Below are 23,270 nucleotides of genomic sequence, written 5' to 3' on the forward strand. Positions count from 1 at the left end.
GGTCCTGGGCCGGGTCCGCATGGGAGGCATGTACACCTACTGGAACTTCTTCAACTAGCGGATCCGGGGGCCGACGAGTGACGCATGCATCTGGTCCGGAGCGCCCGCCAGGGCCCCGAGGACACTGGTTGTTCGGCAACACCGAGGAGTACGACCGGGACAGGAACGGTTTCCTGGAACGGTGTCACCGTGAATACGGGGACGTCTTCTCGTTCGACGCCCGCACGATCGTGGTGTCCTCACCGGATCAGGTGCATGCGTTGCTCACCAGGACCAACAACGACTTCCTGGCCGAGAACTCGCCACTGGCGGGAAGCACGGACACCGAGCGGATGGCGGCGGACGCCGAACTGTGGACCACGACCCGTCGCGCGGGCTGGCAGGGTCTGCACAGGAGGGTGGCGCAGGCGCACGCCGAGCGGTTGCGGGAGATCTTCCTCAGGACCGTCGGCGCCGGGGAGATGGACGTGCTCGCCACCATGGCCGACTTCTTCGGCCGGGCGACCGCCGACTTCTGCCTGAGTGCCGACGCGCGAGGAGTGCCGGAGACGCTGGCCGAGAACGTCGCGGCGATCGATCCCCTGTCGCGCGACTCGCTGCAGCTCCCGCCGTGGTGGCCATCGCGCAAGGTGCGGCGCTTCGCCCGCTCCCGCGAACGGCTGCTGGCGCTCATGACCGACATCGTGCGCCGCCGTCGCGCGGCCGGGGACCCGTCCGCCCATGACCTTCTCGGCGTGCTGCTCGCCCCGGGCGACCGGGAGCTGTCCGACCTGCAGATCGAGCGGTTCCTGCGCGGGATCATGCTGGCCGCGCTGGGCGTCCCGGCCGCCGCGCTCACCTGGATCGTGTACGAGCTGAGCACGCGGCCGGACGTGCTGGCCAGGGTGGAGGCCGAGGCCGCTTCGGCCGGCGAGGTCCCGGTCATGGGGGACCTGCCGTACACCGAGGCGTTCGTCAAGGAGGTGCTCCGGTTGTGGCCGCCGACCTGGCTGATCGGCAGGACCGTACGCCGGGACACCGAGCTCGACGGATGGCGCCTCAAGACGGGGGACCAGGTGCTGTTCAGCCTGTACCGGCTGCACCGCGATCCACGCTGGTGGTCCGACCCCGACCGGTTGGCGCCCGAACGGTGGCTGGAGCCTCATGTCGCGCCCGTCAGGCACACCTACCTGCCGTTCGGCGCCGGGCCGAGGGTGTGCGTGGGGACTCAGCTCGGCATGATGCAACTGATGCTGGCGACGTCGTGGCTGGTCAGCGGCATGGACATCACTCGGGTGCAGGACGCGGCGATGGTGCCCGACTTCAGCGGTCTGTTGGTGCCGCGTGACCTGAGGGTCCGGCTGCGGCGGAAGGCCGTACGGCAAGGCGCCTGATCCGCTCATGAACGTCCTCGGCTTCGCCCGCGCGATGTTGCCTCTGGTAGAGATCGGCCGCTCGCTGCCAGGCGTCGCGGGCGGCGGCGGGTTGGCCCATTTCATGGTGAACTTCGCCGATGCGGACGAGGGTGTCGGCGCCCTGATAGGCGTTGCCGAGTCTCTCGCGCAGTTCGAGGCATCGGCCGTAGTAGCCGAGCGCCTGCTCGTGCTGCCGCGCCCAGTGGGCGACGTAGCCGAGGCTGTCGAGTGTGGCGGATTCGCCGTTCAGGTCCTCGTGCTTCTGGAACAGCTCCAGCGCCTGCTCGCAGTACGACCGCGCCTCCGGGTAATGGCCGAGCCTGGCGTGACACCAGCCGGCGGCGCTGAGCGCGTTGGCCTCCCCGAGAGGGTCGCGTAGCTCCCGCTGGAGGCGCAGGGCGTTCTCCACGTGCGGGATCGCGCGCTCGGGTTCGCCCCGCGCGAGCCAGGCGAACCCGAGGGTGTGGCTGGTGTGCGCCTGCCCGGTGAGGTCCTCCTCCTGCTCGAACAGCCTGAACGCGAGCAGCAGATGGTCCAGGCCGTCGCCGGCCCTGGAGTCCTGCGCGCAGGCGTACCCCAGGTACCAGTGGGCGAGGGCCCGGGTGCTCGGGAGCCCCAGTCGCTCGGCGGCGGCCAGGGCCGTCTGCCACGACCCGATGCGCAACTCGTGGTGGCACCGCTTGTGGTATGTGTCCATCGCCCACGCCAGCCGCCAGACGGCCAGGTCCATGCCCAGTCGTACGGCGAGTCGCTGCACCTCGACGAGACTGGACCGCTCGTCCTCGAACCAGGCCAGGGCCGACGTGGCGTCCTCGAAGTCCTCCTCCCCGGGCTCGGTGGAGACCTGCGCGGCGAAGGGACGGTTGGGGTACAGCAGCCGGTCGCCGGCGCAGGCGGTGCGCACGTAGGAGTCGACCAGGCGGGTGAGCGCCTCCGCCCGCTCCTGATCGGGCTGATCGGACCGCGCGCGCTCGGCGGCGTAGAGCCGGACCAGGTCATGCGTGCGGTATCGACCGGGACGGTACTGCTGGATCAGGTTGGCGGTTTCGAGATCGTGCAGCAACACCCTGGTACGGAACGCGGGCAGTCCGGCGAGCGCGGCGGCCGATCGCAGGCCGATGTCCGGCCACGGCGTCAGTCCCAGAAGCGCGAACAGCCGGGCGGCGGCGGGGCGGAGGGCCTCGTAGGAGGAGGTGAACGCGGCCCGAAGGCCGGTGTCCAGGTCGCCGGTCTGCAGGTCGCCGGTCTGCAGGGCGTCGAGGCGAGTGGCGGGGCTGCTCAGCTCCTCTGCGAGGACCGACAGGGGAAAAGCGGGGTGCATGGCGGCCCGTGCGGTGAGCACACTGATCGCCAAGGGGATGCCGCCGCTGTGCTCCACGAGGACGGCCGCGCTGTCAGGATCCGCGCCGATCCTCGATTCGCCCAGGTGGCGGCCGAGCAGGCGGCGCGTCTCGGCGCGGGTGAGGACGTCCAGCCCGATCAGGCTCGCGCCGCGGGTGGCGGTCAGGCCCGGGAGGCGGTTGCGGCTGGTGACCACCACCATGCAGCCGGGGCTGCCGGGGATGAGCGGCTCGACCTGCGCCACGTGACGGGCGTTGTCAAGGACGACGAGCAGGCGGCGGCCCGCGACCAGCGACCGGTAGAGCCCTGCCTGGGCCTCCTCCCCGGCGGGGACGGCCGCCGCCGGGACACCGAGAGAGCCGAGAAGATGGCGCAGAGCCACATGAGCCGGCAGCGGGCCGCTGCTCGGGTCGAACCCGTGGAGGTCGACGTAGAGCTGGCCGTCGGGGAAGAGGCCGAGGTTGTCGTGCGCCCAGCGCAGGGCCAACGAGGTCTTCCCCATCCCCCCGGTCCCGCTGATGGCGGCGATGGCCACGCTGTTCCCGGTCCGGTCGCGGGCGAGGCGATCCAGCTCGGCGTGTTCGCGCTCACGGCCGACGAAGTGCGGTGGCGGAGCGGGTAACTGCCGGGGGACCGGCGAGGCCATCGGAGGCGACTGCTCCTGGGCGGTGTCGGGGGTGTCCGGGGCCTCGGCCACGGCGTCAGAGGTGAGGATCTGGTGGTGCAGCCGTTGCAGGTCGTGTCCGGGCTCCAGACCCAGCTCGTCGGTGGTCCGTTCGCGAAGGCTCCGGTAGACCGCCAGAGCGTCGGCACGCCTGCCGCTCCGGTACAGGGCGAGCATGAGCTGACCGTGTGCCGCCTCACGCAGGGGGTGATCCGTGACGACCGCGGTGAGTTCGGCGATGGCTTCGGCGTACCTGCCCGTCGCGAGCATGGCCGAGCCCCGCTCCTCCAGCGCTTCCAGACGCAGCCCCTGGAGCCTGGCCGCCTCCGCCGGGACGAAGGAGCCGTCGATCCCCACCAGCGGCGCTCCGTGCCAGAGCCTCAACGCCTCGTCGTAGCGGGTCAGCGCGGTCTCCGGGTCGCCGCCGGCCGTCGCCTTGCGGGCGTGCGCCGTGCGGTCGAGGAACCTGACCAGATCGAGCTGGTCGGGCGTCAGCCGCACGACGTACCCGGGTCGCTGCGTACGGATCAGATCGTCTCCCGCGGCGACGCACGTCTTCCTGAGGTCGGAGACCAGCATCCTGACGCGGGAGGAGGGGGAGCTGGGCAGCGGCTCGCCCCACAGCAGCTCCGCCAGCCGCTGAACCGAAACCACGTGGTTGGCGCTCAGCAGCAGGATCGTCAGCAACGCGCCCTGTTTGCCGGTCAGGACGACATGTTCGGTATCGGTCTGGAACTCCACCGGTCCAAGCACGCGGAACCTGGCCCGCGTACGACCTTCAGAACTCACCGACAACCTCCATCCGAGCCGACGAACCCGACGTGTGGAAATTGCTCCAGGACCTTGTCAGGATAGTCGAGACTTGATCATCATTCCTTGGCGATCAGTTATGGACGGCCGCGTTGGCGGACTCCTGGCCGGTCATCGGGGCGAAGTGGGCGCACGGGCTTCGCGGGCGGTCACGCGGTGAACGCGGTTTAATGCCGCCGCAACCTTGCCGTGAGTGACCAGGTAACAACTCATGGACACACTGGGGTCATGAGCGATGCTCCAAAGGTGGTTCACCCACATTCCGGACATGGCAATCAACGGGCGCACGCGTGGCGGCGGGAGCTCGCCGAACTCGCCGCCCTGTTCCTCGCGGTCGGCCTGGCGCACCTGTTCGCCACGCTGCTCGGGCACGCGGATCCGGGCCCCGTCGTGCTGGTCGGGCTGGGGGTGGCGGTGATCGTCGGATCCGCGATCCACAAGCGGATGAGCCGTCGTCCGGCCAGGAGGGCGGCCGCGCTCCCGGTGGACGGCGGCGCGGGATCCCCCATGGCGTTGTGGCGCATCCGCATGCGGGTGGTGGAGCGGCCCGGCCGGCTCGCCAGCGTGGCGGGCGCGTTCGGCCGCCTGGGATGCAACATCCTGACCCTGCACATCGCCCCGACCGGCAGCAGCGCCATCACGCCCGCCGGATGTGACGCGCTCGACGAGTTCGTCATCGAGGCGCCGCGCGATCTGGCGCTCGACGCGCTGGCCGGGGCGCTGACCGAGGCGGGCGGGTACGGCGTCGTGATCGTGCCCGCGCAGGTCAAGGACCTCACCGACCCGGGCGTTCAGGCGTTCGTGCTGGCGCAGCGGGTCGGCGCCGAGCCCGACCGGCTGCCCGAGGCGATGGCGGAGCTGCTGCGGGTGCCGCAGGTCGAGTGGCGGCGTCCCGGCGACACCGTGGACGAGGGCGCCGGGCTCAACACCACCATGGTGATCTCCGTGAACCCCGACCGCGCCCTACTGATCAGGCGGCCCGAGCTGCCCTTCACGCCGACCGAGGCGGCCAGGGCGGCGGCACTGACCGCCGCGGCCCGCCAGGCCCGCTACACCAGCCCGGCGTGAGACCGTCCGCACGGATCCGCGTGCGCGTGCGGCGTCGTGTCGCACGACTCAAGGGCCATCCGCGTCGGGCGTGGTGAAGAAGGCGGCGCTTTCCGGGTCCGTCGGGTAGTACGACTCGATCGCGACCTCGTCCAGGGTGATGTCCATCGGGGTGCCGAACGTGGTCGTGGTCGAGAAGAGCCGCAGCTCTCGCCCGCCGAAGCGGAAGATCATCGGGATGGTGACCTCGGACTCGACCGGGTGGCTCGCGTCCTCGGAGCCGGGCGTCAGCAGTTCCTCGTAGAGCGCGGTGAGCTGGGGGTCGGGAGCGGCGGCGAGCTGACGCGTGATCCGGGTACGGAGCACCGCACGCACCTCGGCCAGATTGACGATGTGCGGGGCGAGCCCGCGCGGGTCCAGTCCCAGCCGTACCAGGTTGATCGGCGGTCGCAGCAACTCGGGGGCGACGCCTGTGAGGAATGGGTCGATGCCGCGATTGGTCATCACGATGTTCCACCGGCGATCGTGGACCAGCGCCGGGTACGGCTCGTGCGCGCGCAGCACCCGCGCGACCGCGTCCCAGGCCGCCGACAGTGCCTCGCCGTCGAGCGGCCGCTCCGGGTAGCGGGGCGCGAAGCCGGCGGCGAGCAGCAACCTGTTGCGCTCCCGCAACGGCACGTCGAGTTGCTCGGCGAGCCGGAGGATCATGGCGGCGCTCGGGTTGGACTTGCCGGTCTCCACGAGGCTGACGTGACGGGCCGACACGTCGGCGGCGATCGCGAGATCGAGCTGGCTGAGCCGCCTGCGATGCCGCCATTGCCGTAGCTGTTCCCCGACCGTGTACATGGCCGCCGATGCTACTCGTTCTGGGGCCGTACGCCATGACATGGGAGTTCATCGACAGCCGTCGCCGCGGCGGGAACACTGCTTGCCATGACTGCACAGGACCTGACCACAGACAACAAGAGCATCGTCCAGCGGGCGCTGGCGGCCCTGGTCGCGACGGGCGACGTCGAGGCGCTCGCGTCGGTGCTGAGCGACGACTTCATCCACCACCGGCCGGATGCGTCGATGACCAAGGCGGAATGGCTCGCGGCCGTGCGCACCGCGCTCGTCCCGCTCGCCGGCATGCAGGTCGAGATCCAGCATGTGCTGGCCGACGGCGACAACGTCGTGATGCACTCGCGGCGCCGGCTGCCCGACGGCGGGCCGGAGATCGTGGTCGTCGACATCTGGCGGCTCGACGACGGGCTGATCGCCGAGGCGTGGGAGATCATCGAGCCGGTGGCCCAGGCCGCCGCCCATCTGGTGTGGTGGGAACCCACTGATCACTGACCCTGCCACGATCCGGACGCCACGGCCGTGAAACGCGTGGGGCATCGACGGCTCAGGTCGATGCCCCACCACGAGACGAACGCCTCCGTGGCCGTCGCCCCGCCTCGACGTCGTCGAGACGTACTGCTCATGCGTTCTCGCCTGGTGAACGGGGCTCCTGGGGTAACGAGAACGTCCGCCTTCGGGCGGGAGAGGGGGTCAGGTGATGTCCCGCCGCAGCGGTGCGGCGACGGCGATGGCGGCGGCGATCAGGGCATAGCCGAGCAGCACGGCGGCGCCGAGGGGCGCGGAGAGCAGGGCGGTGGCGGAGGTGCCGGTCTGGTCGGCGATGGCGTCGGCCAGGTAGGTGAATCCGGTCAGCGCGGCGGTGGCGCCGCCGGGCAGGAAGGGATAGACCGCTTTGACGCCGGGCATGAGCATCAGGAGGGTCTCGATCATGTAGAGGTAGGCGCCGACCGCGACGAGCGCCGTCACCTGGTTGCGCAGGATGGCGCCTGCTGCCGCGCCCAGCAGGGTGTAGAGCGCCATGGCCAGCGCGATGCGGGCCAGGAGCGCCACGACGGTGCCGGCGGGCAGGCCGAGGGTGACGTCCTTGAGCGCGGCGGCTCCGAAGAGGGCTCCGGCGGCGACCGTGGAGGCGATGAGGCCGTAGGCGAGCCCGCCGCCGGTGTAGGTGACGAGCTTGGCGACCAGCCAGGTCGACCGCCGGGGGACGAACAGCGCGGTGGTGGTGATGGTCCGGTGCCGATACTCGGTGGTCACGGCGGCCGTGCCGAGCAGCGCGGGGATGAACATCGTGAACCCGAGCAGTCCGAGCAGCACGTGTACGCCCTGCGCCGTGTCCAGGCCAGGCATGGGCGGGGTGAAGTTCTCCGGGCCGACGAGCGCGAGCAACCCGGTGAAGACTCCGCTGCCGAGGGCGGCCAGAAGAGCCCAGCACCACAGCCTGGTGCCGATCAGGCGGGTCCACTCCGCCGCGATCGCAGCGGACGCGATCATTGGTCGTCTCCGATGAGGTTGAGGAACGCCTGCTCGAGGGTGGGGCGTTCGAAGGTGATCTCGTACAGGGCGATGCCGTGGGCCGCGGCGGCGGTCGCGACCTCGGCGGTGGTCATGCCGTGGATGCGCAGGGTGTCCGGCCCCAGGACATCCGAGGAGACCTTGAGGGCGCTCCTGAGCTCGTCCGCCTGTGGTGAACGGACGAGTACGGCCGCCGCACCGGACAACTCGGAGGTGGGGCCGGTGGCGACCAGCCGCCCCTGGCGGATCACCACGATGTGGTCCGCGGTCTGTCCGATCTCACTGAGGACGTGGCTGGAGACCAGGATGGTGCGCCCCTCGGCGGCCAGGTCGCGCAGGAACGTGCGCAGCCAGGCGATGCCCTCGGGGTCGAGGCCGTTGCTCGGCTCGTCCAGCAGGAGCACTCGAGGGTCGCCGAGCAGGGCGGTGGCCAGGCTGAGGCGCTGGCGCATGCCGGTGGACAGCGTACGGGTGGCGCGGTCGGCGAAGGACGACACCCCGGTCAACTCGGCGACCTGCGTGGCGCGGGCGTTGCCGTACCGGCCCATGCGGGCGTAGACCCGCAGGTGGTGCAGGGCCGTGTGGTCGGGGTGGAAGCCGGAGCCGTCCAGTACGGCGCCGACGGTCGCGGACGGCCTGGGCAGGTCGGCATAGCGCCGGCCGTCGATGGTGGCGGTGCCGGAGGTCGGCGCGATCAACCCCAGCATCATCCGCATGGTGGTGGTCTTGCCTGCGCCGTTCGGCCCGAGGAAGCCGGTCACCGTGCCGTCACCGACCTCGAAGCCGAGGTCGGTGACGGCGGACACGGGGCCGAACGCCTTGGTCAGGCCGCGTACCTCGATGCTCACTGGCGCACCGCCGTCAACTGGCGCCGGATCTGCTCGGCGTCCTGGACGCTGAGGATCAGCTCGTCAAAGCCCGCGACCCGGTGTTTCAGGACGATTCGCAGGCCCGGGACACCTCGATAGGCCCCCACCAACTGCTTGACGCCGCTGAAGGACGTCCAGGTGCCGAGCTTGGTGTGGCCGCTGACGACCAGGCCGGATCGCAGCCCTTTGGCCGCGGCGAGCGGCCGGTCGAGGTGGTGGACGTCGGCGATCGCCGCCAGCGGCACGCTCACCTGGCCGGCTTTGACGAACAGCCGTGTCCACGAGGGGAAGCACACGCTCAGCGTCGTGTCGTGAACCTGTACCCGGATCATGGCGTCTCCTTTCGACCATGTGCATCTGTTCTATTAGTTGTATATCAGATAGTCTTGCCGGGTGCGGCTGACACTTGACCTGGACAGCGAGACCCCGATCTACCAGCAACTCCGGGATCGGATCGTGGAGGCGATCGCGCGCGGGCAGGCCCGCGAAGGCGACCCGCTACCCTCGACACGGCAGCTCGCCGCGGACTTCGGTATCAACTTCCATACCGTGAACAAGGTCTACGACCTGCTACGACAGCAGGGCGTCATCCGGATCAACCGCAAGAGCGGCGCGGTCATCCGGCGCGATGCCGACACCGGCCCACCCGAGCCAGGATTCACCGACGACTGGGAAGAGAAAATGCGCGTACTGCTGGCGGAGGCCACCGTTCACGGCCTGGACCGCGACGATGTGATTCGACGCTGCGAGGCGATCCTGGCCGGCTTCCTGGAGCGGTCGTGACGCCGTCCATCACCGCCGGCCTGGCTCTGGTCGCGCTGGTCGGGTGCCTCATGCTGGCGCTGCCCGCGCTGGCCAGGCCGACGCTGCCGTTCGGCGTGCGGGTGGCCGCCGAGCGGGCCGTCGACCCGGTGATCCTCGCCCAGCGGCGGATCTACGCGCGTCTCGTCGTCCTGATGACCGCCGTGGCCGCGGCGCTCTCGGTTCTCACCGGGCGGCCGGCCGTGACGGCGGGGATCCTGGCCGCCGCCGATCTGCTGCTGTACTACCGCGCCCATCTCAAGGTACGCGCCACCAAGAACGCGGGTGGGTGGGCGGCCGAGCGGCGTCAAGGCGTCACCGTGGACACCACGTTCCGTACCGACCCCGTCCGCGTGCCGTGGATGTGGGGGCTGCCTGCCCTGGTGATTCTGCTGCTCACCATGGGGATCGGCTGGGGACGGTCCGGCGCCGTCGCCGAACGGTTCGAGCCGGTGCCGTATCAGGCCGCGCTCACCCTGCTGGTCGTCGTCGTGATCCTGATCGTGCTGCGGGCCCGTCCCGACCTCGACGCGGCCAGGCCCACGGGCTCGGCTCGGCGCTACCGCACCTACCTGCGCGGTGTCGCCGTCCTGTCGCTGCTGTCGGCCGCCTGCCTCAACCTCAGCCTCCTCATCTGGGCGCTACGTCCCTGGGGGGTCGTGGCGGCCACGGTCGTCTGGCAGGTGGCCGTGTGTCTGCCGTTCGCCGTGCTGCTGGGTGGATGGCTGGTCTTTGAACTCAAGGTGGGCCAGGCAGGGCACCGCCTGCCCGCTGTGCCAGGTGAGGAAGAGGAAGATTCCGGGATCACGCAGCGCGACGATGACCGGCACTGGTTCCTGGCGGGCACGGTTTACGCCAACCGGCGCGACCCCGCCCTTCTCGTCCACGCCCGTTTGGGCTCCTCCACCTGGACGATCAACCTCGGGCACCCCATCGCCTGGCTTCTGTCCGCTGTCCTCGTCGTCGCCATCGCGGTGTTCGTCCTGGCGGCCGTCTCCGGCGGCACCGACCTGCCGCAGAAGCGGAGCATCCTCTGATGCCAGGAGTGCGACAAAGGTGATGGCGAAGGCGTTGAGCGTCCTCCCACAAATTCACGATCGTCGGATACTCGCCGCCCCAGCCGGTCGCACAGGAACGAGTCTCTTCGTCGAGATTTGTGCGGGATGTTGGTGGGCAGTTCGGCGGCCGCATCCCCCTGGCCAAGGAGTCGGCCAGCGTCAGGTGAAGTGGTCAAAGCGGTGGTCGGCGTAGGCGGAAGGCCATGATGTGACACATCGGTGCAGATGACTTCTCGCCCCTTCCATGACGTCCTTTCCCGACGTCAAGGTCTGCCTCCTCGCGGTCACGGCCATCGGAAGCCCGTCCGGGAGGGCTGGACCCCGCACCCTCTGCGGCACTCAGCCCTGCAGCATCTCGCCCAGGAGGGGCGCAGTGCGCCCGAACCGAAGTCCAAGAGCCGCCACCAGCACCCGGCCAGGCTCGGCCACTTCGTACGACTCGGCGAAGAGACCTTCGCCCGCATCACCGCCGAAACCGACGTCCAGCGCCGCCGCCGGCGCTGACCGTACGGGTCGCGAAGCGCTCAAATGATCAGTAACTGATCATCGCTGGGGTCGAACTCGACTTGGCCAGCCACTACGCCAAGAGCGTGGCAGACGCAGCGACATCAACCGTGGCACGTCACAGCCAGGAGGTCGCGGATCAGGAAGGGCGCCTGGCAGCGGGCGTTCTGTACAGCGCTCAGGCCGGCGGCCGTCAGGTCGGGCCGAGCAAGTCCCAGCGGTTCCCGGCGATGTCGAGGAACACCGCCACCCTCCCGTAAGCCTCTGCCCGCGGCGAGGTGACGAACTCGACCCCGGCGGCCGTCATCCGCTGGTAGGCGGCGTCGAAGTCATCCACCCGCAGGAAGAACCCCACGCGGCCGGCGACCTGGTTACCGACAACTGACGCCTGCTGACTCCCGTCCGCGCGGGCGAGCAGGATGCCCGTTTCGGCACCCGGCGGCCGGACCACGACCCACCGCTTCCGACGCCCGTCGTTCGTCAGTGACGGTGAGTCCTCGACCAGCTCGAAGCCGAGCACGTCGACGAAGAAGTCGATGGCCGGGTCGTAGTCGTCCACGACCAGCGCCACAAGATCGATTCGCACGTCCCCGAGGATACGCCCGCACGGCACGTCTCCCGGATCCTCAGCCGCAGATCTTCTGCCTTGGGGTGGATCAGCGCCCGGTCGCGCCGTCGATCAGTTCCCGCAGGATGTCCGCATGGCCCGCGTGGCGGCCGGTCTCCTCGATCATGTGGGTGAGTGCCCAGCGGATGCTGGGAGCGGGGCGGCCCGGTCGTGGTCGAGGGATCGGCGCGCTCGGATCGGAGCACCCGTCGAGCACCTCGTTCGCGCGCTCGACCGCCTCTCGGTAGCGGGCGACGACCTCGGCCACGCTGTCCGCCGGCGGGGCCTGGAACGTGGCCTGCCAGTCGGTGACGTCCTCCCCGAGGAACATCGTGCGTTCGACGAAGGTCAGGTGGTTGAGCAGGCCGAGCAGGTTCGTGCCCGACGGCACCGCGGCTGCTCGCGCCTGCGGTTCGGGTGCGCCCTCGACCTTCGCGGCGATCGAGGCTCGGAGGTAGTCGAGGAAGCCGCGCAGGGTCGCGATCTCGCTGCTTCCTGTCCTGGGCGGCGGGGTGTCGCGGCGGCGGTTGCGGCGGGTGGTGCTGGGCACGGTCGTCTCCTTGTTCCTGGTCGGGAGCCGGGTCAGGTGGTACGGCGGATGAAGCACTCGTTCGGTATGCGCCCAGCTTTGCCTTACGCGCCGCGTTCTGGCACGGAATCTTGCGGTTCTGGCAAGATGGCGGTGTGGATCGCGAATCGGACGAGGTGCTTGACGCGGTGGGGCCGCGACTTCGCGCGCTGCGTCGCGACCGCGGCATCACCCTCGCCGTCCTCGCGGCGGCGACCGGCGTGTCGGAGAGCACCCTGTCCCGGCTGGAGAGCGGGCAGCGCCGGGTGACCCTGGAGTTGCTGCTGCCGTTGGCCCGTACCTACGGTGTTCCGCTGGACGATCTCGTCGGCGCCCCGCCCACCGGCGACCCCCGGATACACCTCAAGCCGATCACACGGTTCGGGATGACCTTCGTGCCCCTGTCGCGGCGGCCGGGCGGGGTGCACGCGTTCAAGATGATCATTCCCGCCGCGTCGGAACCGCTCGAACCGACCCCGCAGACTCACGAAGGCTTCGAATGGCTGTACGTGCTCAACGGCCGCCTGCGGCTCGTGCTCGGCGAGCGCGACCTGACGCTGCCGCCCGGTGAGGCGGCCGAGTTCGACACGTCCCTGCCGCACTGGCTGGGCAGCGCCGACGGCGGCGCGGTCGAGCTGCTCATCCTGTTCGGTCTGCAAGGGGTGCATTCACACGTACGCACCGGGCCTCATCGGTCGTCTCACGGCGGGAGCCCGCGGTGAGCCCAGCGGAGGCCGATTCGCGACGGGTCAGAAGCGGGACGCCCACGCCTGGACCGCCTGGACCGGCGCCGAGCGAGCTGCCCACGTCTGGACCGTCCGGACCGTCCGGACCGTCTGGACCGGCGCCGAGCGGGATGCCCACGTCTGGACCGTCCGGACCGTCTGGACCGCCTGGACCGGCGCCGAGCGGGATGCCCACGTCTGGACCGTCTGGACCGTCTGGACCGTGTGGCCCGCCTGGCCCGGTACCGAGCGGGATGCTCACCTCTGAACCGCCGCCGGAGCGGAAAGAGCCACGCGCCGCCGCCCTCGGCTTCACGGCGGCGAACTGACCTCGCGTTCAGCCCCGTTTCGTGGCCAGGAGTTCGCGTCCGCGCTCCGGCGTGATCAGGCGGGCGGCCCGGGGGTCGGCCAGCAGGGCGATCGGTGCGAGATGGTCCTCGTGCATCGGGCGCCAGTGAACGAAAGCGTCGCGCAGGCGCGGCCAGGCGTCCTGGCCGGAGTCGAGAGCGGCATGCGCGGCAGCGTCGAACTCAGGGTTGCCGAAGCAGAGCCGGAACCCCGGTTCTTCCCGCCGCGCCTGATGACGGGCGAGCAGGTGCTTGACCTGCTGCGGACCGAGGTCCCACAGGGACTGGAACGTGGAACCAGAGCCGTAGCGGCGAGCCTGTTGGTGCGCGGCGAACAGCAGCGGCAGGGCCTGCGCGGCGAACAGGCCCTCGTCCAGGGTCCACGACCGGGTGTCGTCGTCGGTGAGCAACTGGTAGAACGGGTCGCCTCCCTCCTCCCTCAGCAAGATCCGCATCTGGTAGTCCAGGAACCAGGCGCGGTCACGGCCGAAACGCGCGGCCTGCGCGAACACGGCCAGCGGACGGTCCACCTCGCCGCGCAGGCTCGCCAGCCGGGCTTCCTCGACCTTGGCGTCCCACTCACGCTGGGTTTCGCATGGAGGGCGGTCGAGGGCGTGGAATCCGGCGTAGAAGTCGTACATCTTCTCGTAGAACGAGCCGTGCCGGTCAGGGCCGTTGGCCGTCCACGAGAACACGTCGTAAGCCGCCCATTCGCCGTGCTCGTCGACGTCGCCCGGGTCGAGGTAGACGACGCCGGCGTCCGCCTCCAGGGAAATCAGCAACGATCGCGCCGCCGCGGGCTCTGTGTCCTCCTCGTCCCAGTCGGCGTAGGCTTCGGCCCACCACGGCTCCAGATCGGACAACCAGCCGATCTCCTCGGTGCCGCGAAGGCTCCAGACGAAGTTGCCCGCGTGCCGCCAGCCGTTGGTGACCAGTAAGAACTCCCGGAACGATGGGGGCAGCACGCACCCCAGACGCGCCTCAAGGGCCTTTACCTCGTCTTCGGTGGCGGGCGGGCACCCGAGCCAGGGTCCGCCGTCCGGCTCCTCGTCGGGGTGGGCGAGGTGCCATTCCTCGCTCCAGCGCTGGAGGAACGGCTTCCATGCGTGACGGTCCACGGTGGGCTCCTACGACGTCGCACGATTCGGTCCCGCGAATTCCATCAGGTCCCACCGACATCCCCGGTGCCGGCGAGGTCGTCCCTTGTGCGACCCGTTCTGGCGCGCGTGGCGCGGGGTTCCGGCGTGGCCTGCCTGGCGTGGCCTGCCCAGTGTGGCCTGCCCGGTGTGGGCGCAGGCGTGGTGAAGCGCCGACGCGGGCCCGAGGCTTCGGCGCGCGTGTTTCGGCGCGCGGCCTGCTAACGCGGCCTGCTAACGCGGCCTGCTAACGCGGCGTGACCAGGCGGGCCTCGTAGGCGGCGATGACGAGCTGGGCGCGGTCGCGGGCGTTGAGCTTGGCCAGCAGGCGGCCGATATGCGTCTTCACGGTCCCGGGACTCACCTGGAGCCGCACGCTGAGCTCGGCGTTGGACAGCCCGTGGGCGACGAGGGTGAGCACCTCGCGTTCCCGGTCCGTCAACGTATCGAGCCCGTGAAAGGGCTGCCGGACCGGTCGCCGTACGAACTCCGCGATCAGTCGGGTGGTGACGGTCGGCGCGAGCAGCGTCTCACCCGACGCCACCACCCGGATCGCCTTCAGAAGGTCGTCCGGCGGCGCGTCCTTGAGCAGGAACCCGCTGGCACCCGCCCGCAGCGCCGAATAGACATACTCATCGAGGTCGAACGTGGTCAGGATGAGCACCCGAGTGTCCCTGGCGATCGGCCCGGTCGCGGTGATGCCATCCATCTCGGGCATTCTGACGTCCATGAGCACCACGTCGGGTGACACTGCACGTGCCAGCTCCACCGCCTCCCGCCCGTCGCGGGCCTCCCCGACCACGGTGAGGTCGTCCTCCGAGTCGATCAGCAAGCGGAAACTGCCGCGCAGGAGTGCCTGATCGTCGGCGATGAGCACCCGAATCACGAGCCTCGCCCCACCGCACCCACCCGGACCAGGCCCGGCCCGGTCTGCGGTCGTCCAGTCTGGATCAGGCTCGGCCTGGTCTGTGGTCGTCCGGTCTGGATCAGGCTCGGCCTGGTCTGTGGTCGTCCGGTCTGGATCAGGCCCGGCCCCGTCCGTGGTCGCCCAGTCCGGACCCGCCGACTCCGCGTCCGTCGGCTCACGCTTGTGCTCCTCGTCATCACGTCCATCATGACCGATCCACGCCTGCCGCTCGCACCACGCCGATGCCTTCTCGGAACGCCGGCTGTACGCACATCCATGCGCCACCGCGGCCCTCGCCAGGGGCCCGCCGTTCGCGCACGCCCGCGCTTCGCCGGAACGCGTCCGGCGCCGCATCCCACTTCCTCCGTCTAAAGGGGAACGCCAGGCCAGTCAGAGGGGGAAAGCGTCCGGGCCGGTCAGAGGGGGAGCATCCGGGCGGGTGCGAGGGGGAACTCCTGGGCGCGTCAGAGGGGAACTCCCGGGCGGGTCAAGGGATCTCCCATGACGCGTGCACGCCGAACCCCTTTCCCGGACGCGGGCCGGCCTCGAAGGTGCCACCGTACAGCAGGGCTCGTTCGCGCATACCCGCCAGCCCGTGCCCATCCGCCAGCCCGTACCCACCCGTCGGCCCCGGCAGCACCCGCTGCCCAGGCCCGTCGTCGACCACGGAGATCCGTAACCTCCCCTCGGCGACCGACACGCTGGCCTGGCAGCGGGCGGGAGCGGCGTGCTTGACGACGTTGGTGATCGCCTCCTGGACGATGCGGTAAACGGCCGCCGCCATGCTGTCGGGCACGGTGCCGTCCACCGACAGATCAACCTGCACACCGGCCTCCGCCGCGCGCTGCGCCAGGGACGGCAGGTCGGCGAGCCGGGGGAGCGGCGTGCTGTCGGGCGTGCTGCCGGGTGCGCGCAGCGCGCCGAGAAAATGGCGCATCTCCGCGAGCGAGCCGCGCCCGATCTCCTCGATGGCCCGCAACGCCTCGCGCCCTTCCTCCGGATGCTTGTCGAGGACCTTGGCCGCCACCCCCGCCTTGACGGTGATCATGCTCATCGAATGGGCGACGACGTCGTGCAGCTCGCGCGCGATCCGCAGGCGTTCGTCGGTCGCCGCCTGCTCGGCCTGCCTCCTGGCCTCCCGGGCGGCGAACTCGCGGCGGGTGCGCGCCGCCGTGCCCAGACTCCAACTCGCTCCGACGGCCAGCCAGGCCGTGCCGATGACGAAGACGGGGTCGGGCCAGCCGTTGGGATACTGTGGTGGGCCCGGCATCGAGACCAGCAGCGAGCCTCCGCTGACGAGCAGGCCCGACACCAGGGCGATCGCCGATCGCCGCACCGGTCGGCCGGTCGCCACCGGATAGATGACCAGGGCCGTCACGACTGTCGGCATCAGCCGGTTGGTCTGCAGCGCGAGCACGGCGAGGCCGATCAGGAGCGCACTGTAGTAGGCGGGCTCCGGCCACAGCCGCCGCACCGCCACGGGCAGCACGAGCAGCCAGCAGAGCGCCAAGGTCGCGGCGTCCGCGGCCAGCTCCGGCGGCGGACTCGCCGTGGACGCCACCGCGAGCACCGCCGCCACCACGGTGTCGGCCAGGATGAGCAGCCAGGGTGGCGGCCGTCGGGCGAGCAGATTCACACGTCGACGTTATCGAGGAACGGCCTGGGGCGAATCGGAGCACGGGCTGTCAGACCAGGGTCGTACTCCGCCCGCCTACGCTCGCACCGTATGACCCTGGTCCGATCCGAAAGATCGGATCCGGCTCCGATGTGCGGACCCGCCGCCGTACAGCATCGTTGCCGCCATGAACCGACGCAGACTCATCGCCCTGTGCCTGGCGGCCTGCCTCGCCGTGCCGCTCGGCGGCATCGCGCTGGCCTCCGCGCAGGCCCACGGCCTCGTGTGGAAGGACTGTGGTGACGGCCTGCGATGCGCTGAGCTGGTCGTTCCCGTGGACTGGGCCGATCCCGGCGGGCCCAGAACCTCGGTGCACGTGGCCAAACTGCCCGCGACGGGCAGGAGCATCGGGCCGCTGGTCGTCAACTTCGGAGGGCCCGGCACCAGCACGGCGATGCTCAGGCGGAAAAATCAGCCCGAGGCTCAGGCGGAGCTGCCGAGCTTGCTCGACGAGCTGCAGAGGAGCTTCGACGTCATCGCCATCGATCCGCGCGGCCTGTCGGAGCCCGCGAGCGGCAAGAAGGCGGGCTGCGCGGAGCCCGACGCCTCCATCTACGGCCTGCTCCTGGCCAGGACGAAGCAAGACTGGGACGCCCACGCCGCCCAAAATGCGGCCCATCAGGCGAGCTGCCGCATCATGGCCAAATCGGCCTGGCGCGGGATGACGGCATGGAACGTGGCGCACGACCTCGACGCCCTGCGCGCCGCACTCGGTCAGGACAAGCTCGTCTACGCGGGCAACTCCTACGGCACCGTCTACGCCCAGGCCTACCTGGAGCTGTTCCCGCAGCGGGTCGGCCGGATGTACTTCGACGGCACCGCCGATCACACTCAGCAGGAGTTCGAGCCCTGGCTACGCAACTACGCGCGCACGCAGGAGCGCCATCTCACCCGCTTCCGCGACTGGTGCGCCCGCCGCTCCGACTGCGCCCTGCGCGGCACGGACGCCGGCAAGGCGTGGGACGAGCTCGTCGCCAGGGCGCGCCGCGCGCCACTGCCGGCGTCGGCAGGCCGGACGGTGCACGAGGGGCAACTGTACGCCGGCGCGGTCAAAGGCATGAATCCGGCACTCTGGCCTCAGCTCGCCACCGCCATCCGAAAGGCGCTCGACGGCGACGCCAGCGACTTCCTGGAGGAACTGCTCCCGGATGAGGGCGGCACGTCCGTGAGCCAAGACTCCCTGTGCAACGACTTCATGCCGAAGCTGCCGACGTACGAGGAGTTCCAGGGCATCGAGGCCGGACTCCGTGAGATCGCCCCGAGGTTCGGCTGGCTCGAGGGACGCTTCGAGCTCGGGCGATGCTGGGGCCGCAGCGGGGGCGCGTCATGGGCACCACACCCGTTGCGCGTGAAGGACGCCCCGCCGATCCTCTTCGCGATCGGAGAGCTCGACAACAACACCAACTATCGCGGGCAGGCGCACGTGGCCGAGCAGATCCCGTCCGCGCGCGTCCTGTGGCACGGCGACGGCCACGCGTCGTGGGCGCGAAATCTCTGCCTGCGGCGGCACGTCAGCGCCTACCTGACCACGGGGGAGTTGCCCGCGCCGGGCACGCGCTGCCCGGCCGAGATCATCCAGAAGGTGGGGAAATGATCGAAGTCACAGAACTGACCAAGCTGTACGGCTCCACGCGCGCGGTGTCCGGGCTCACGTTCGCCGTCAAACCCGGACAGGTCACCGGATTCCTCGGGCACAACGGCGCCGGCAAGTCCACCACCATGCGCATGATCCTCGGCCTTCACACGCCCACGTCGGGCAAGGCGTTGATCAACGGCGTCCGGAAACACGACCTGCGCGACCCCATGCGCGAGGTCGGCGCCATGCTCGACGCGGCCGAGGTGCAGGGCGGGCGCAGTGCGTTCGCCCACCTCCAGGCGCTGGCGTACGCGGGCGGGATCGGGCGACGCAGGGTCGTGGAGGTGCTGGAGGAGGTCGGCCTGGCCGGGGCGGCACGCAAGCGGATCGCCGGATTCTCCCAGGGCATGCGCCAGCGCCTCGGCATCGCGGCGGCGCTGCTCGGCGACCCGGGCGTGCTCATCCTCGACGAGCCTGCCAACGGTCTCGACCCCGACGGCATCCGCTGGCTCAGGACACTGCTCAGATCCCTGGCGGCCGAGGGGCGTACCGTCCTGCTGTCGAGCCACCTGATGACCGAGATGTCCCTCACCGCCGACCGGGTCATCATCATCGGCCGGGGCCGGCTGATCGAGGACGCCTCGATGGCCGACCTGCTGGCCCGTTTCCAGAGCGGCGTGCTGGTCCGATCACCCCACGCGGCCCGCCTGTCCAGGGCACTCGAAGCGGCCGGAGCAACAATAGGCCCGGCCCAGGACGCCGACGCCGGTGACGAGCCGGTGCCCGGTCGGTCCGTAGCGGCTGGAGCCGATGCCCGCCCCGCGCGAGACGTCGGCGCCGGAGCGGAAATGCTGGTGACCGGCCTGACCGCGGCCGTCATCGGTGACCTCGCCCTGGCGAACGGCTGTGCCGTTCACGAACTGGTGTCGCGCCGGACCTCACTGGAGGAGGCCTTCATGGAGATCACCCAATGATCAACGTCGTCGCATCCGAATGGCTCAAGCTTCGCTCGCTCCGGGCCACCTATTACGTCCTGGCCTCCACGCTCTCGGCCCTTGCGCTCACCGGCTTCGCCGCGTACTCGATCTCGTGTTACTTCGACACCAACGGCCCCGGCGGCGAGCCCGTCGGCACGGGTCTCAGCCTCAGCGCCGACATTCCCCCTGTGCTGTTCGGCATGCTGGGCGTGTTCGCCATCTCCGGCGAATACACCACCGGCATGATCAGGCTCACGCTGACCACGATCCGGAGCCGGTGGACGCTCCTTGTGGCCAAGGCCGCCGTGGTGGCCGCCGTGGCCCTTGTCGGGGGCCAGGTGCTGGCGTTCGCCACCTACTTCACCGCACAGGCCGTGGTGGCCGGGCGTCCGATCGGCGCCTCGTTCGCCGAACATGCGGCCCTGGCCGAGGTCCTGACCACCGGGGCCGGCTCCGCCGTCGCCGGGGTGATGGGGCTGGGCCTGGCCACGGTCCTGCGTTCGACGCCGGGAGCGCTCATCGCGCTGGTCGTCCTCCCGCTGTCCCCGACCGTGCTCGAGCGCTTCCTCCCGGCTCCGTGGAACGACTGGATCAGCTCCCTGACGATTCCGTCGCTGGCGCGGCAACTGGCCGCCTTACCCGACGCCGGGGCCTTCGGTCCCTTGACGGCCGCCGGCATCCTGGTGGGTTACGTCGTGCTCTCCCTCCTGCTGGCAGCCCTGGCGATCAACCGCCGCGACGCCTGACCGGACCTCTCGTGGGTGCGCCCGCGCGAGGTCCGCGTGATCTGCCCGTCTATGCCCGCCCAGTCCGACCCTCGTGGGTGCGCCCGCGCGGGGTCCACTCCTGGCCGGTCAGGGCCGTACGTAGCGCCGGAACATGATTCCTGAGGCGAAGGTACGGTGCTCGACCAGACGCAGCCGCAGCTTCTCGCCCACGGGCAGGTACGGCTTGCCGCCCCCGATGATCACGGGGAGCGCGTACACCCAGAACTCGTCGATCAGGTCCAGCAGGGAGACGGCCAACTCGGCGCCACCGAGTTGGAGGGTGCCGTCGAGCTCCTGCTTGAGGCGCGTCACCACGGACACGGCGTCCTTGCGACGGACGATCGTGACCCCTTCGGGGACGGTCTGGAGGGTGTCGGAGAAGACGTAGCGCGGCGTCTCCTTGTAGAGCTGGGCGAACTCCCGCTCGACGGCCGGGGCGCCTTCCTTGCCGAGGTCCTGCGTCCAGGGCTTTTCCATCGCCTCATACAGCCGCCGCCCGAACAGGAACGCCGTTATCCGGCGGACATGGTCGCTCGCCGCATGCTGAAAGTCCTCGGCCGGGTCCAGAAAGTCCATGCCACCGTCGAGATCCTCGATGTAGCCGTCGATCGAGGTGTTCATCCAGTAGATGATCTTGCCCATCAACTCTCCCTTGGTCGTTGAGGTCGTCCGGAGTGGAGACCCGGTGGCGCGCCGAAACTCATCGCAGGCAGGGCGGCCAAACTACCGGCTTCCGGACGGACCGAGTTCGTGCCGGACGGCCAGGCCGCTCAGTACGGGCTCAAGGCCGAAGGTCGAGCGGCCTTCCAGGACGTCGGTGTCGTCGTGGCCGGTGAAGCCCGCGTGAGCGAGGACGTTGATCAACACGGCATTGATCAACGTCACCGGTCCCGGGGCCAGCGCGCGGCCGCAAGCGGAGGATGAAGGCAGAGCCTAACAACGCCTCTCGCACCTCACGAATCAGGGAAACGAGAGACAACCAGGTGCCCAGTTGGCAGCCGCAATCCTCCGGCAGGAACATGTGCCACCTTCGGATGGCTGGGCCAAGACCTTCACCGGCCCCCGCCTCCGCGCCGCAGTCGTCGGCCGCCCCGCCTTCGGCGGCAACACCGTCGAGACCGGCACCGACTCCTACCGCCGCGCCCAGACCTGCGCGACCCAGCAAGTCTGACCAGCCGACTATGCCCGCTGTCAGCCTCGGCACCACCTACGCCCTCGAACTCGCCGAGTTCCTGCTGCTCATCGCCGACCGGCTCGCCGCAGACCCTGCCAGGCGATGCCGCCATCGCTCCTGGCCTACGTCGCTGCCATCGGTCCTGGCTTACGTCGGCCCCGCCACCGCAAAGCAGCGCTGCGTTATAGCTACCACCGGGCGTAATTAGCATAGGAGCTGATATCAGGCGTAGATGGTGCCGAGGCTGATAGTGGGCATAGTCGGCTGGTCAGACTTGCACCGCGCTCTGCGGAAACGCGCAAAATCGCGTATCGCACTCGACCTGTCCCGCTGTGTTGGAGTCGAAACCGTCCATGGGACGGCCCGGAGTCGAGGACCCTTACGGTAGGTTCTGAGGTCCTTCCGGCAGGCCATCGGCCCCGAACAGGTCCCGGTAGCGGGCAAGACTGTTGAATGACCGTGATAGCAAGGTGACCCCTGCCTCAGGATCGTCGACCTGGAGTAACTGCAACGACGCTATTCCTAGGAACAGCCACGTCACCTCTTCGCCGAAGGCGTTGTCATAACTGACCTCGCCCGCTCGCCCCAGCACTGTGGCCACTTGGCGGGCGGCATCCTCCGAATTGGCTCGCACCACCGTCACATCTTCACTGAAACGTGGTGGTGCGTAACCACCCGCTACCTCCGTCCGGTAAACCAGCGCCACGCCATAAAGGAACTCCGTCTCGTCCATTGGCCCTCCCTTGATGGTCGAAAGCAGGCAACAGGGTGCTCGGTGCGAACTACGATCCCTGCGGTAGTCAGAAAGGATTCCTCTACCGGCCCTGACACCGGCCTGCCGGCGTCGTAACCCCGGCGCACCGGCGCATGCCCGCTTCGGGTGCGGTCACTTCTCGCGAACAAACCCCTGGGCGGAGGTCATTGATGTGGGCGTCACCTGCTGCTGATCAGCGAACGAATCGAGACACCAGGAAATCAGGTCTGAGCCAGTTCGAGCGCATGCTGCAGGTTGTGCTCGGCGATGTCCGCCATGAACGCCCGGTCGGGAAAGTCCCCGTCGAGCAGTCGCAGCGGCCCCGCCGTCAGCGAGAGTCGCTGAGCGAGCATGTAAAGCGCGAGCCGGTCCGGGTCCAATCCGTCCGCCTCCAGGGGCCCGTAGGCGTCGTGCAGGCGGATCCGCAGGAAAACGTGCTCCCACTCGACGTCGAAGTACATCAAGCCCTCGATGTCGATCAGCACGGGGTTCCCGTCCGCGTCCACCAGCACATGGTCGGGCCCCAGTTCGCCGTGCACGACCGCCCACTCCGTCCGGGGCGCCACCGCCGCCGCCAGGGTCAGCAGCCGCTCCTCCAGTCGGTCGCGGGCGCCCGCGATGCGTGGATCGCGGGAGGCCGCCTCGGCGAGGTCCCGCCGCGCACGGTCGAGGACCGTCCCCTCGCACGACGTGCCTCGCGACGTTCCTCCTCCGTCGACCACGGCCACTTTGCCGTACGCCGGAGGCCGGTGACCCCGCATCGCCCGCAGCGACTCCGCGAGCCGGGCCAGGACCGGAGCAGCCGCACGCCGGTCTCGCACGAGCAACTCCTCGAGGTTCTCCCCGCGAAGGTCCTCAACGATCGCAAGGTCCGCCGGGCTGTGGGCGCCGTCACCGTCGACGAGACGGATCGCCGGAACGCGGACGCCAAGCGCGTCCAGCCGCGCGTGCGCGGCCTGGAACAGACCGAGCCCGAGGCCGGGCGAGAACGGATCGGTGAGGTCGTCATCGCCCTCGGCCACCGGCCAGTGGTTCTCCGCGTCATCCCACAGATAGGCGATCGCCGTCGTCGCGTCGTCCATCACCAGGCGGTAGACGCCCTTCTTGCTGCCGCCCGCGACCCGCTCGACCGTCTCCAGCCGCCGCCCGCCGCCCAGCGCGGCCCGTGCCGCACCCGCCAACTGCTCCCGCGTCACCGCCCTGGGTGTCACGTC

General features: G+C 70.0%; 24 protein-coding genes. 10 read left to right on the top strand and 14 right to left on the bottom strand.

The annotated features are described in order from the left end of the window. Window positions 1–77 precede the first annotated feature (77 nt). Window positions 78–1,373: a cytochrome P450 gene (locus tag ACZ6S0_RS37175; protein WP_465924011.1), complete on the top strand. Its 1,296-nt coding sequence runs from the start codon at window positions 78–80 to the stop codon at window positions 1,371–1,373. Here the strand turns inward: ACZ6S0_RS37175 and ACZ6S0_RS37180 are convergent. Further along, on the bottom strand, window positions 1,303–4,188 hold the full coding sequence (locus tag ACZ6S0_RS37180) for an AfsR/SARP family transcriptional regulator (protein ID WP_465924012.1): 2,886 nt from the start codon (window positions 4,186–4,188) through the stop codon (window positions 1,303–1,305). The two genes, ACZ6S0_RS37175 and ACZ6S0_RS37180, sit on opposite strands and share 71 nt — an antisense overlap. 249 nt (window positions 4,189–4,437) lie before the next feature. On the opposite strand from ACZ6S0_RS37180, the gene ACZ6S0_RS37185 reads away from it, so the two are divergent. Continuing rightward, window positions 4,438–5,277 carry an ACT domain-containing protein gene (locus ACZ6S0_RS37185; RefSeq protein WP_465924013.1) on the top strand — a complete coding sequence of 280 codons (840 nt, stop codon included), beginning with the start codon at window positions 4,438–4,440 and terminating at the stop codon, window positions 5,275–5,277. 48 nt (window positions 5,278–5,325) lie between these two features. On the opposite strand, the gene ACZ6S0_RS37190 is transcribed toward ACZ6S0_RS37185, so the two are convergent. Next, complete coding sequence (locus tag ACZ6S0_RS37190; RefSeq protein ID WP_465924014.1) at window positions 5,326–6,102, bottom strand: helix-turn-helix domain-containing protein; 777 nt, start codon at window positions 6,100–6,102, stop codon at window positions 5,326–5,328. Between the two features lie 87 nt (window positions 6,103–6,189). On the opposite strand from ACZ6S0_RS37190, the gene ACZ6S0_RS37195 reads away from it, so the two are divergent. After that, window positions 6,190–6,591 carry a nuclear transport factor 2 family protein gene (locus tag ACZ6S0_RS37195; protein ID WP_465924015.1) on the top strand — a complete coding sequence of 134 codons (402 nt, stop codon included), beginning with the start codon at window positions 6,190–6,192 and terminating at the stop codon, window positions 6,589–6,591. Window positions 6,592–6,789: 198 nt separating this feature from the next. Here the strand turns inward: ACZ6S0_RS37195 and ACZ6S0_RS37200 are convergent, their stop codons facing one another. Genes ACZ6S0_RS37200 through ACZ6S0_RS37210 form a run of 3 tightly spaced genes read right to left on the bottom strand, consistent with a single transcriptional unit; the run spans window position 6,790 to window position 8,812 of the window. Then, entirely contained in the window at window positions 6,790–7,590 is an 801-nt protein-coding gene (locus ACZ6S0_RS37200) for an ABC transporter permease (RefSeq protein WP_465924016.1), read from the bottom strand. Then, on the bottom strand, window positions 7,587–8,459 hold the full coding sequence (locus tag ACZ6S0_RS37205; RefSeq protein ID WP_465924017.1) for an ABC transporter ATP-binding protein: 873 nt from the start codon (window positions 8,457–8,459) through the stop codon (window positions 7,587–7,589). Before ACZ6S0_RS37205 ends, ACZ6S0_RS37200 begins: the two co-directional genes overlap by 4 nt. Continuing rightward, complete coding sequence (locus ACZ6S0_RS37210) at window positions 8,456–8,812, bottom strand: hypothetical protein (RefSeq protein WP_465924018.1); 357 nt, start codon at window positions 8,810–8,812, stop codon at window positions 8,456–8,458. Before ACZ6S0_RS37210 ends, ACZ6S0_RS37205 begins: the two co-directional genes overlap by 4 nt. 61 nt (window positions 8,813–8,873) lie before the next feature. On the opposite strand from ACZ6S0_RS37210, the gene ACZ6S0_RS37215 reads away from it, so the two are divergent. Both ACZ6S0_RS37215 and ACZ6S0_RS37220 read left to right on the top strand, forming a co-directional pair. Continuing rightward, window positions 8,874–9,263, top strand: coding sequence for a GntR family transcriptional regulator (locus tag ACZ6S0_RS37215; protein ID WP_465924019.1), 390 nt, complete (start codon window positions 8,874–8,876; stop codon window positions 9,261–9,263). Continuing rightward, complete coding sequence (locus ACZ6S0_RS37220; protein WP_465924020.1) at window positions 9,260–10,318, top strand: DUF1648 domain-containing protein; 1,059 nt, start codon at window positions 9,260–9,262, stop codon at window positions 10,316–10,318. Before ACZ6S0_RS37215 ends, ACZ6S0_RS37220 begins: the two co-directional genes overlap by 4 nt. 718 nt (window positions 10,319–11,036) lie before the next feature. On the opposite strand, the gene ACZ6S0_RS37225 is transcribed toward ACZ6S0_RS37220, so the two are convergent. Together ACZ6S0_RS37225 and ACZ6S0_RS37230 are read right to left on the bottom strand one after the other, a co-directional pair. Further along, window positions 11,037–11,429 (bottom strand): VOC family protein, encoded by a 393-nt coding sequence (locus tag ACZ6S0_RS37225; RefSeq protein ID WP_465924021.1) that lies wholly within the window; start codon window positions 11,427–11,429, stop codon window positions 11,037–11,039. 70 nt (window positions 11,430–11,499) lie between these two features. Next, window positions 11,500–12,000 (bottom strand): DinB family protein, encoded by a 501-nt coding sequence (locus tag ACZ6S0_RS37230; RefSeq protein ID WP_465924022.1) that lies wholly within the window; start codon window positions 11,998–12,000, stop codon window positions 11,500–11,502. Window positions 12,001–12,134: 134 nt separating this feature from the next. Here ACZ6S0_RS37230 and ACZ6S0_RS37235 point away from each other — a divergent pair, with 134 nt between their 5' ends. After that, on the top strand, window positions 12,135–12,740 hold the full coding sequence (locus tag ACZ6S0_RS37235) for a helix-turn-helix domain-containing protein (protein WP_465924023.1): 606 nt from the start codon (window positions 12,135–12,137) through the stop codon (window positions 12,738–12,740). 340 nt (window positions 12,741–13,080) lie between these two features. On the opposite strand, the gene ACZ6S0_RS37240 is transcribed toward ACZ6S0_RS37235, so the two are convergent. From ACZ6S0_RS37240 to ACZ6S0_RS37250, 3 genes are all read right to left on the bottom strand, one after another. Continuing rightward, a complete protein-coding gene (locus tag ACZ6S0_RS37240) occupies window positions 13,081–14,208 on the bottom strand; it encodes an SMI1/KNR4 family protein (protein ID WP_465924024.1) in 1,128 nt (375 codons plus the stop codon). A 265-nt stretch (window positions 14,209–14,473) separates the two neighbouring features. Then, window positions 14,474–15,112 carry a response regulator gene (locus ACZ6S0_RS37245; RefSeq protein ID WP_465924025.1) on the bottom strand — a complete coding sequence of 213 codons (639 nt, stop codon included), beginning with the start codon at window positions 15,110–15,112 and terminating at the stop codon, window positions 14,474–14,476. A 508-nt stretch (window positions 15,113–15,620) separates the two neighbouring features. Then, window positions 15,621–16,769, bottom strand: a complete 1,149-nt coding sequence (locus ACZ6S0_RS37250; protein WP_465924026.1) for a sensor histidine kinase — start codon at window positions 16,767–16,769, stop codon at window positions 15,621–15,623. Window positions 16,770–16,935: 166 nt separating this feature from the next. Between ACZ6S0_RS37250 and ACZ6S0_RS37255 the strand changes: the two genes are divergently transcribed. Genes ACZ6S0_RS37255 through ACZ6S0_RS37265 form a run of 3 tightly spaced genes read left to right on the top strand, consistent with a single transcriptional unit; the run spans window position 16,936 to window position 20,107 of the window. Beyond that, the gene (locus tag ACZ6S0_RS37255) at window positions 16,936–18,402 is read left to right on the top strand and encodes an alpha/beta hydrolase (protein WP_465924027.1); all 1,467 of its coding nucleotides are present in this window, start codon (window positions 16,936–16,938) and stop codon (window positions 18,400–18,402) included. Next, window positions 18,399–19,358 (top strand): ABC transporter ATP-binding protein, encoded by a 960-nt coding sequence (locus tag ACZ6S0_RS37260; RefSeq protein WP_465924028.1) that lies wholly within the window; start codon window positions 18,399–18,401, stop codon window positions 19,356–19,358. The genes ACZ6S0_RS37255 and ACZ6S0_RS37260 overlap by 4 nt, the downstream gene beginning before the upstream one ends. Next, a complete protein-coding gene (locus tag ACZ6S0_RS37265) occupies window positions 19,355–20,107 on the top strand; it encodes a hypothetical protein (RefSeq protein ID WP_465924029.1) in 753 nt (250 codons plus the stop codon). Before ACZ6S0_RS37260 ends, ACZ6S0_RS37265 begins: the two co-directional genes overlap by 4 nt. 108 nt (window positions 20,108–20,215) lie before the next feature. Here the strand turns inward: ACZ6S0_RS37265 and ACZ6S0_RS37270 are convergent, their stop codons facing one another. Next, entirely contained in the window at window positions 20,216–20,770 is a 555-nt protein-coding gene (locus tag ACZ6S0_RS37270; RefSeq protein WP_465924030.1) for a dihydrofolate reductase family protein, read from the bottom strand. Between the two features lie 81 nt (window positions 20,771–20,851). After that, entirely contained in the window at window positions 20,852–20,995 is a 144-nt protein-coding gene (locus ACZ6S0_RS37275) for a hypothetical protein (RefSeq protein ID WP_465924031.1), read from the bottom strand. Between the two features lie 154 nt (window positions 20,996–21,149). On the opposite strand from ACZ6S0_RS37275, the gene ACZ6S0_RS37280 reads away from it, so the two are divergent. Further along, complete coding sequence (locus ACZ6S0_RS37280) at window positions 21,150–21,299, top strand: hypothetical protein (RefSeq protein ID WP_465924032.1); 150 nt, start codon at window positions 21,150–21,152, stop codon at window positions 21,297–21,299. Window positions 21,300–21,681: 382 nt separating this feature from the next. Here the strand turns inward: ACZ6S0_RS37280 and ACZ6S0_RS37285 are convergent, their stop codons facing one another. Continuing rightward, a complete protein-coding gene (locus ACZ6S0_RS37285; RefSeq protein WP_465924033.1) occupies window positions 21,682–22,035 on the bottom strand; it encodes a DUF4288 domain-containing protein in 354 nt (117 codons plus the stop codon). Window positions 22,036–22,277: 242 nt separating this feature from the next. Next, on the bottom strand, window positions 22,278–23,267 hold the full coding sequence (locus ACZ6S0_RS37290) for a phosphotransferase family protein (RefSeq protein WP_465924034.1): 990 nt from the start codon (window positions 23,265–23,267) through the stop codon (window positions 22,278–22,280). Window positions 23,268–23,270 lie beyond the last annotated feature (3 nt).

Source organism: Nonomuraea sp. NPDC051298, assembly GCF_055586305.1.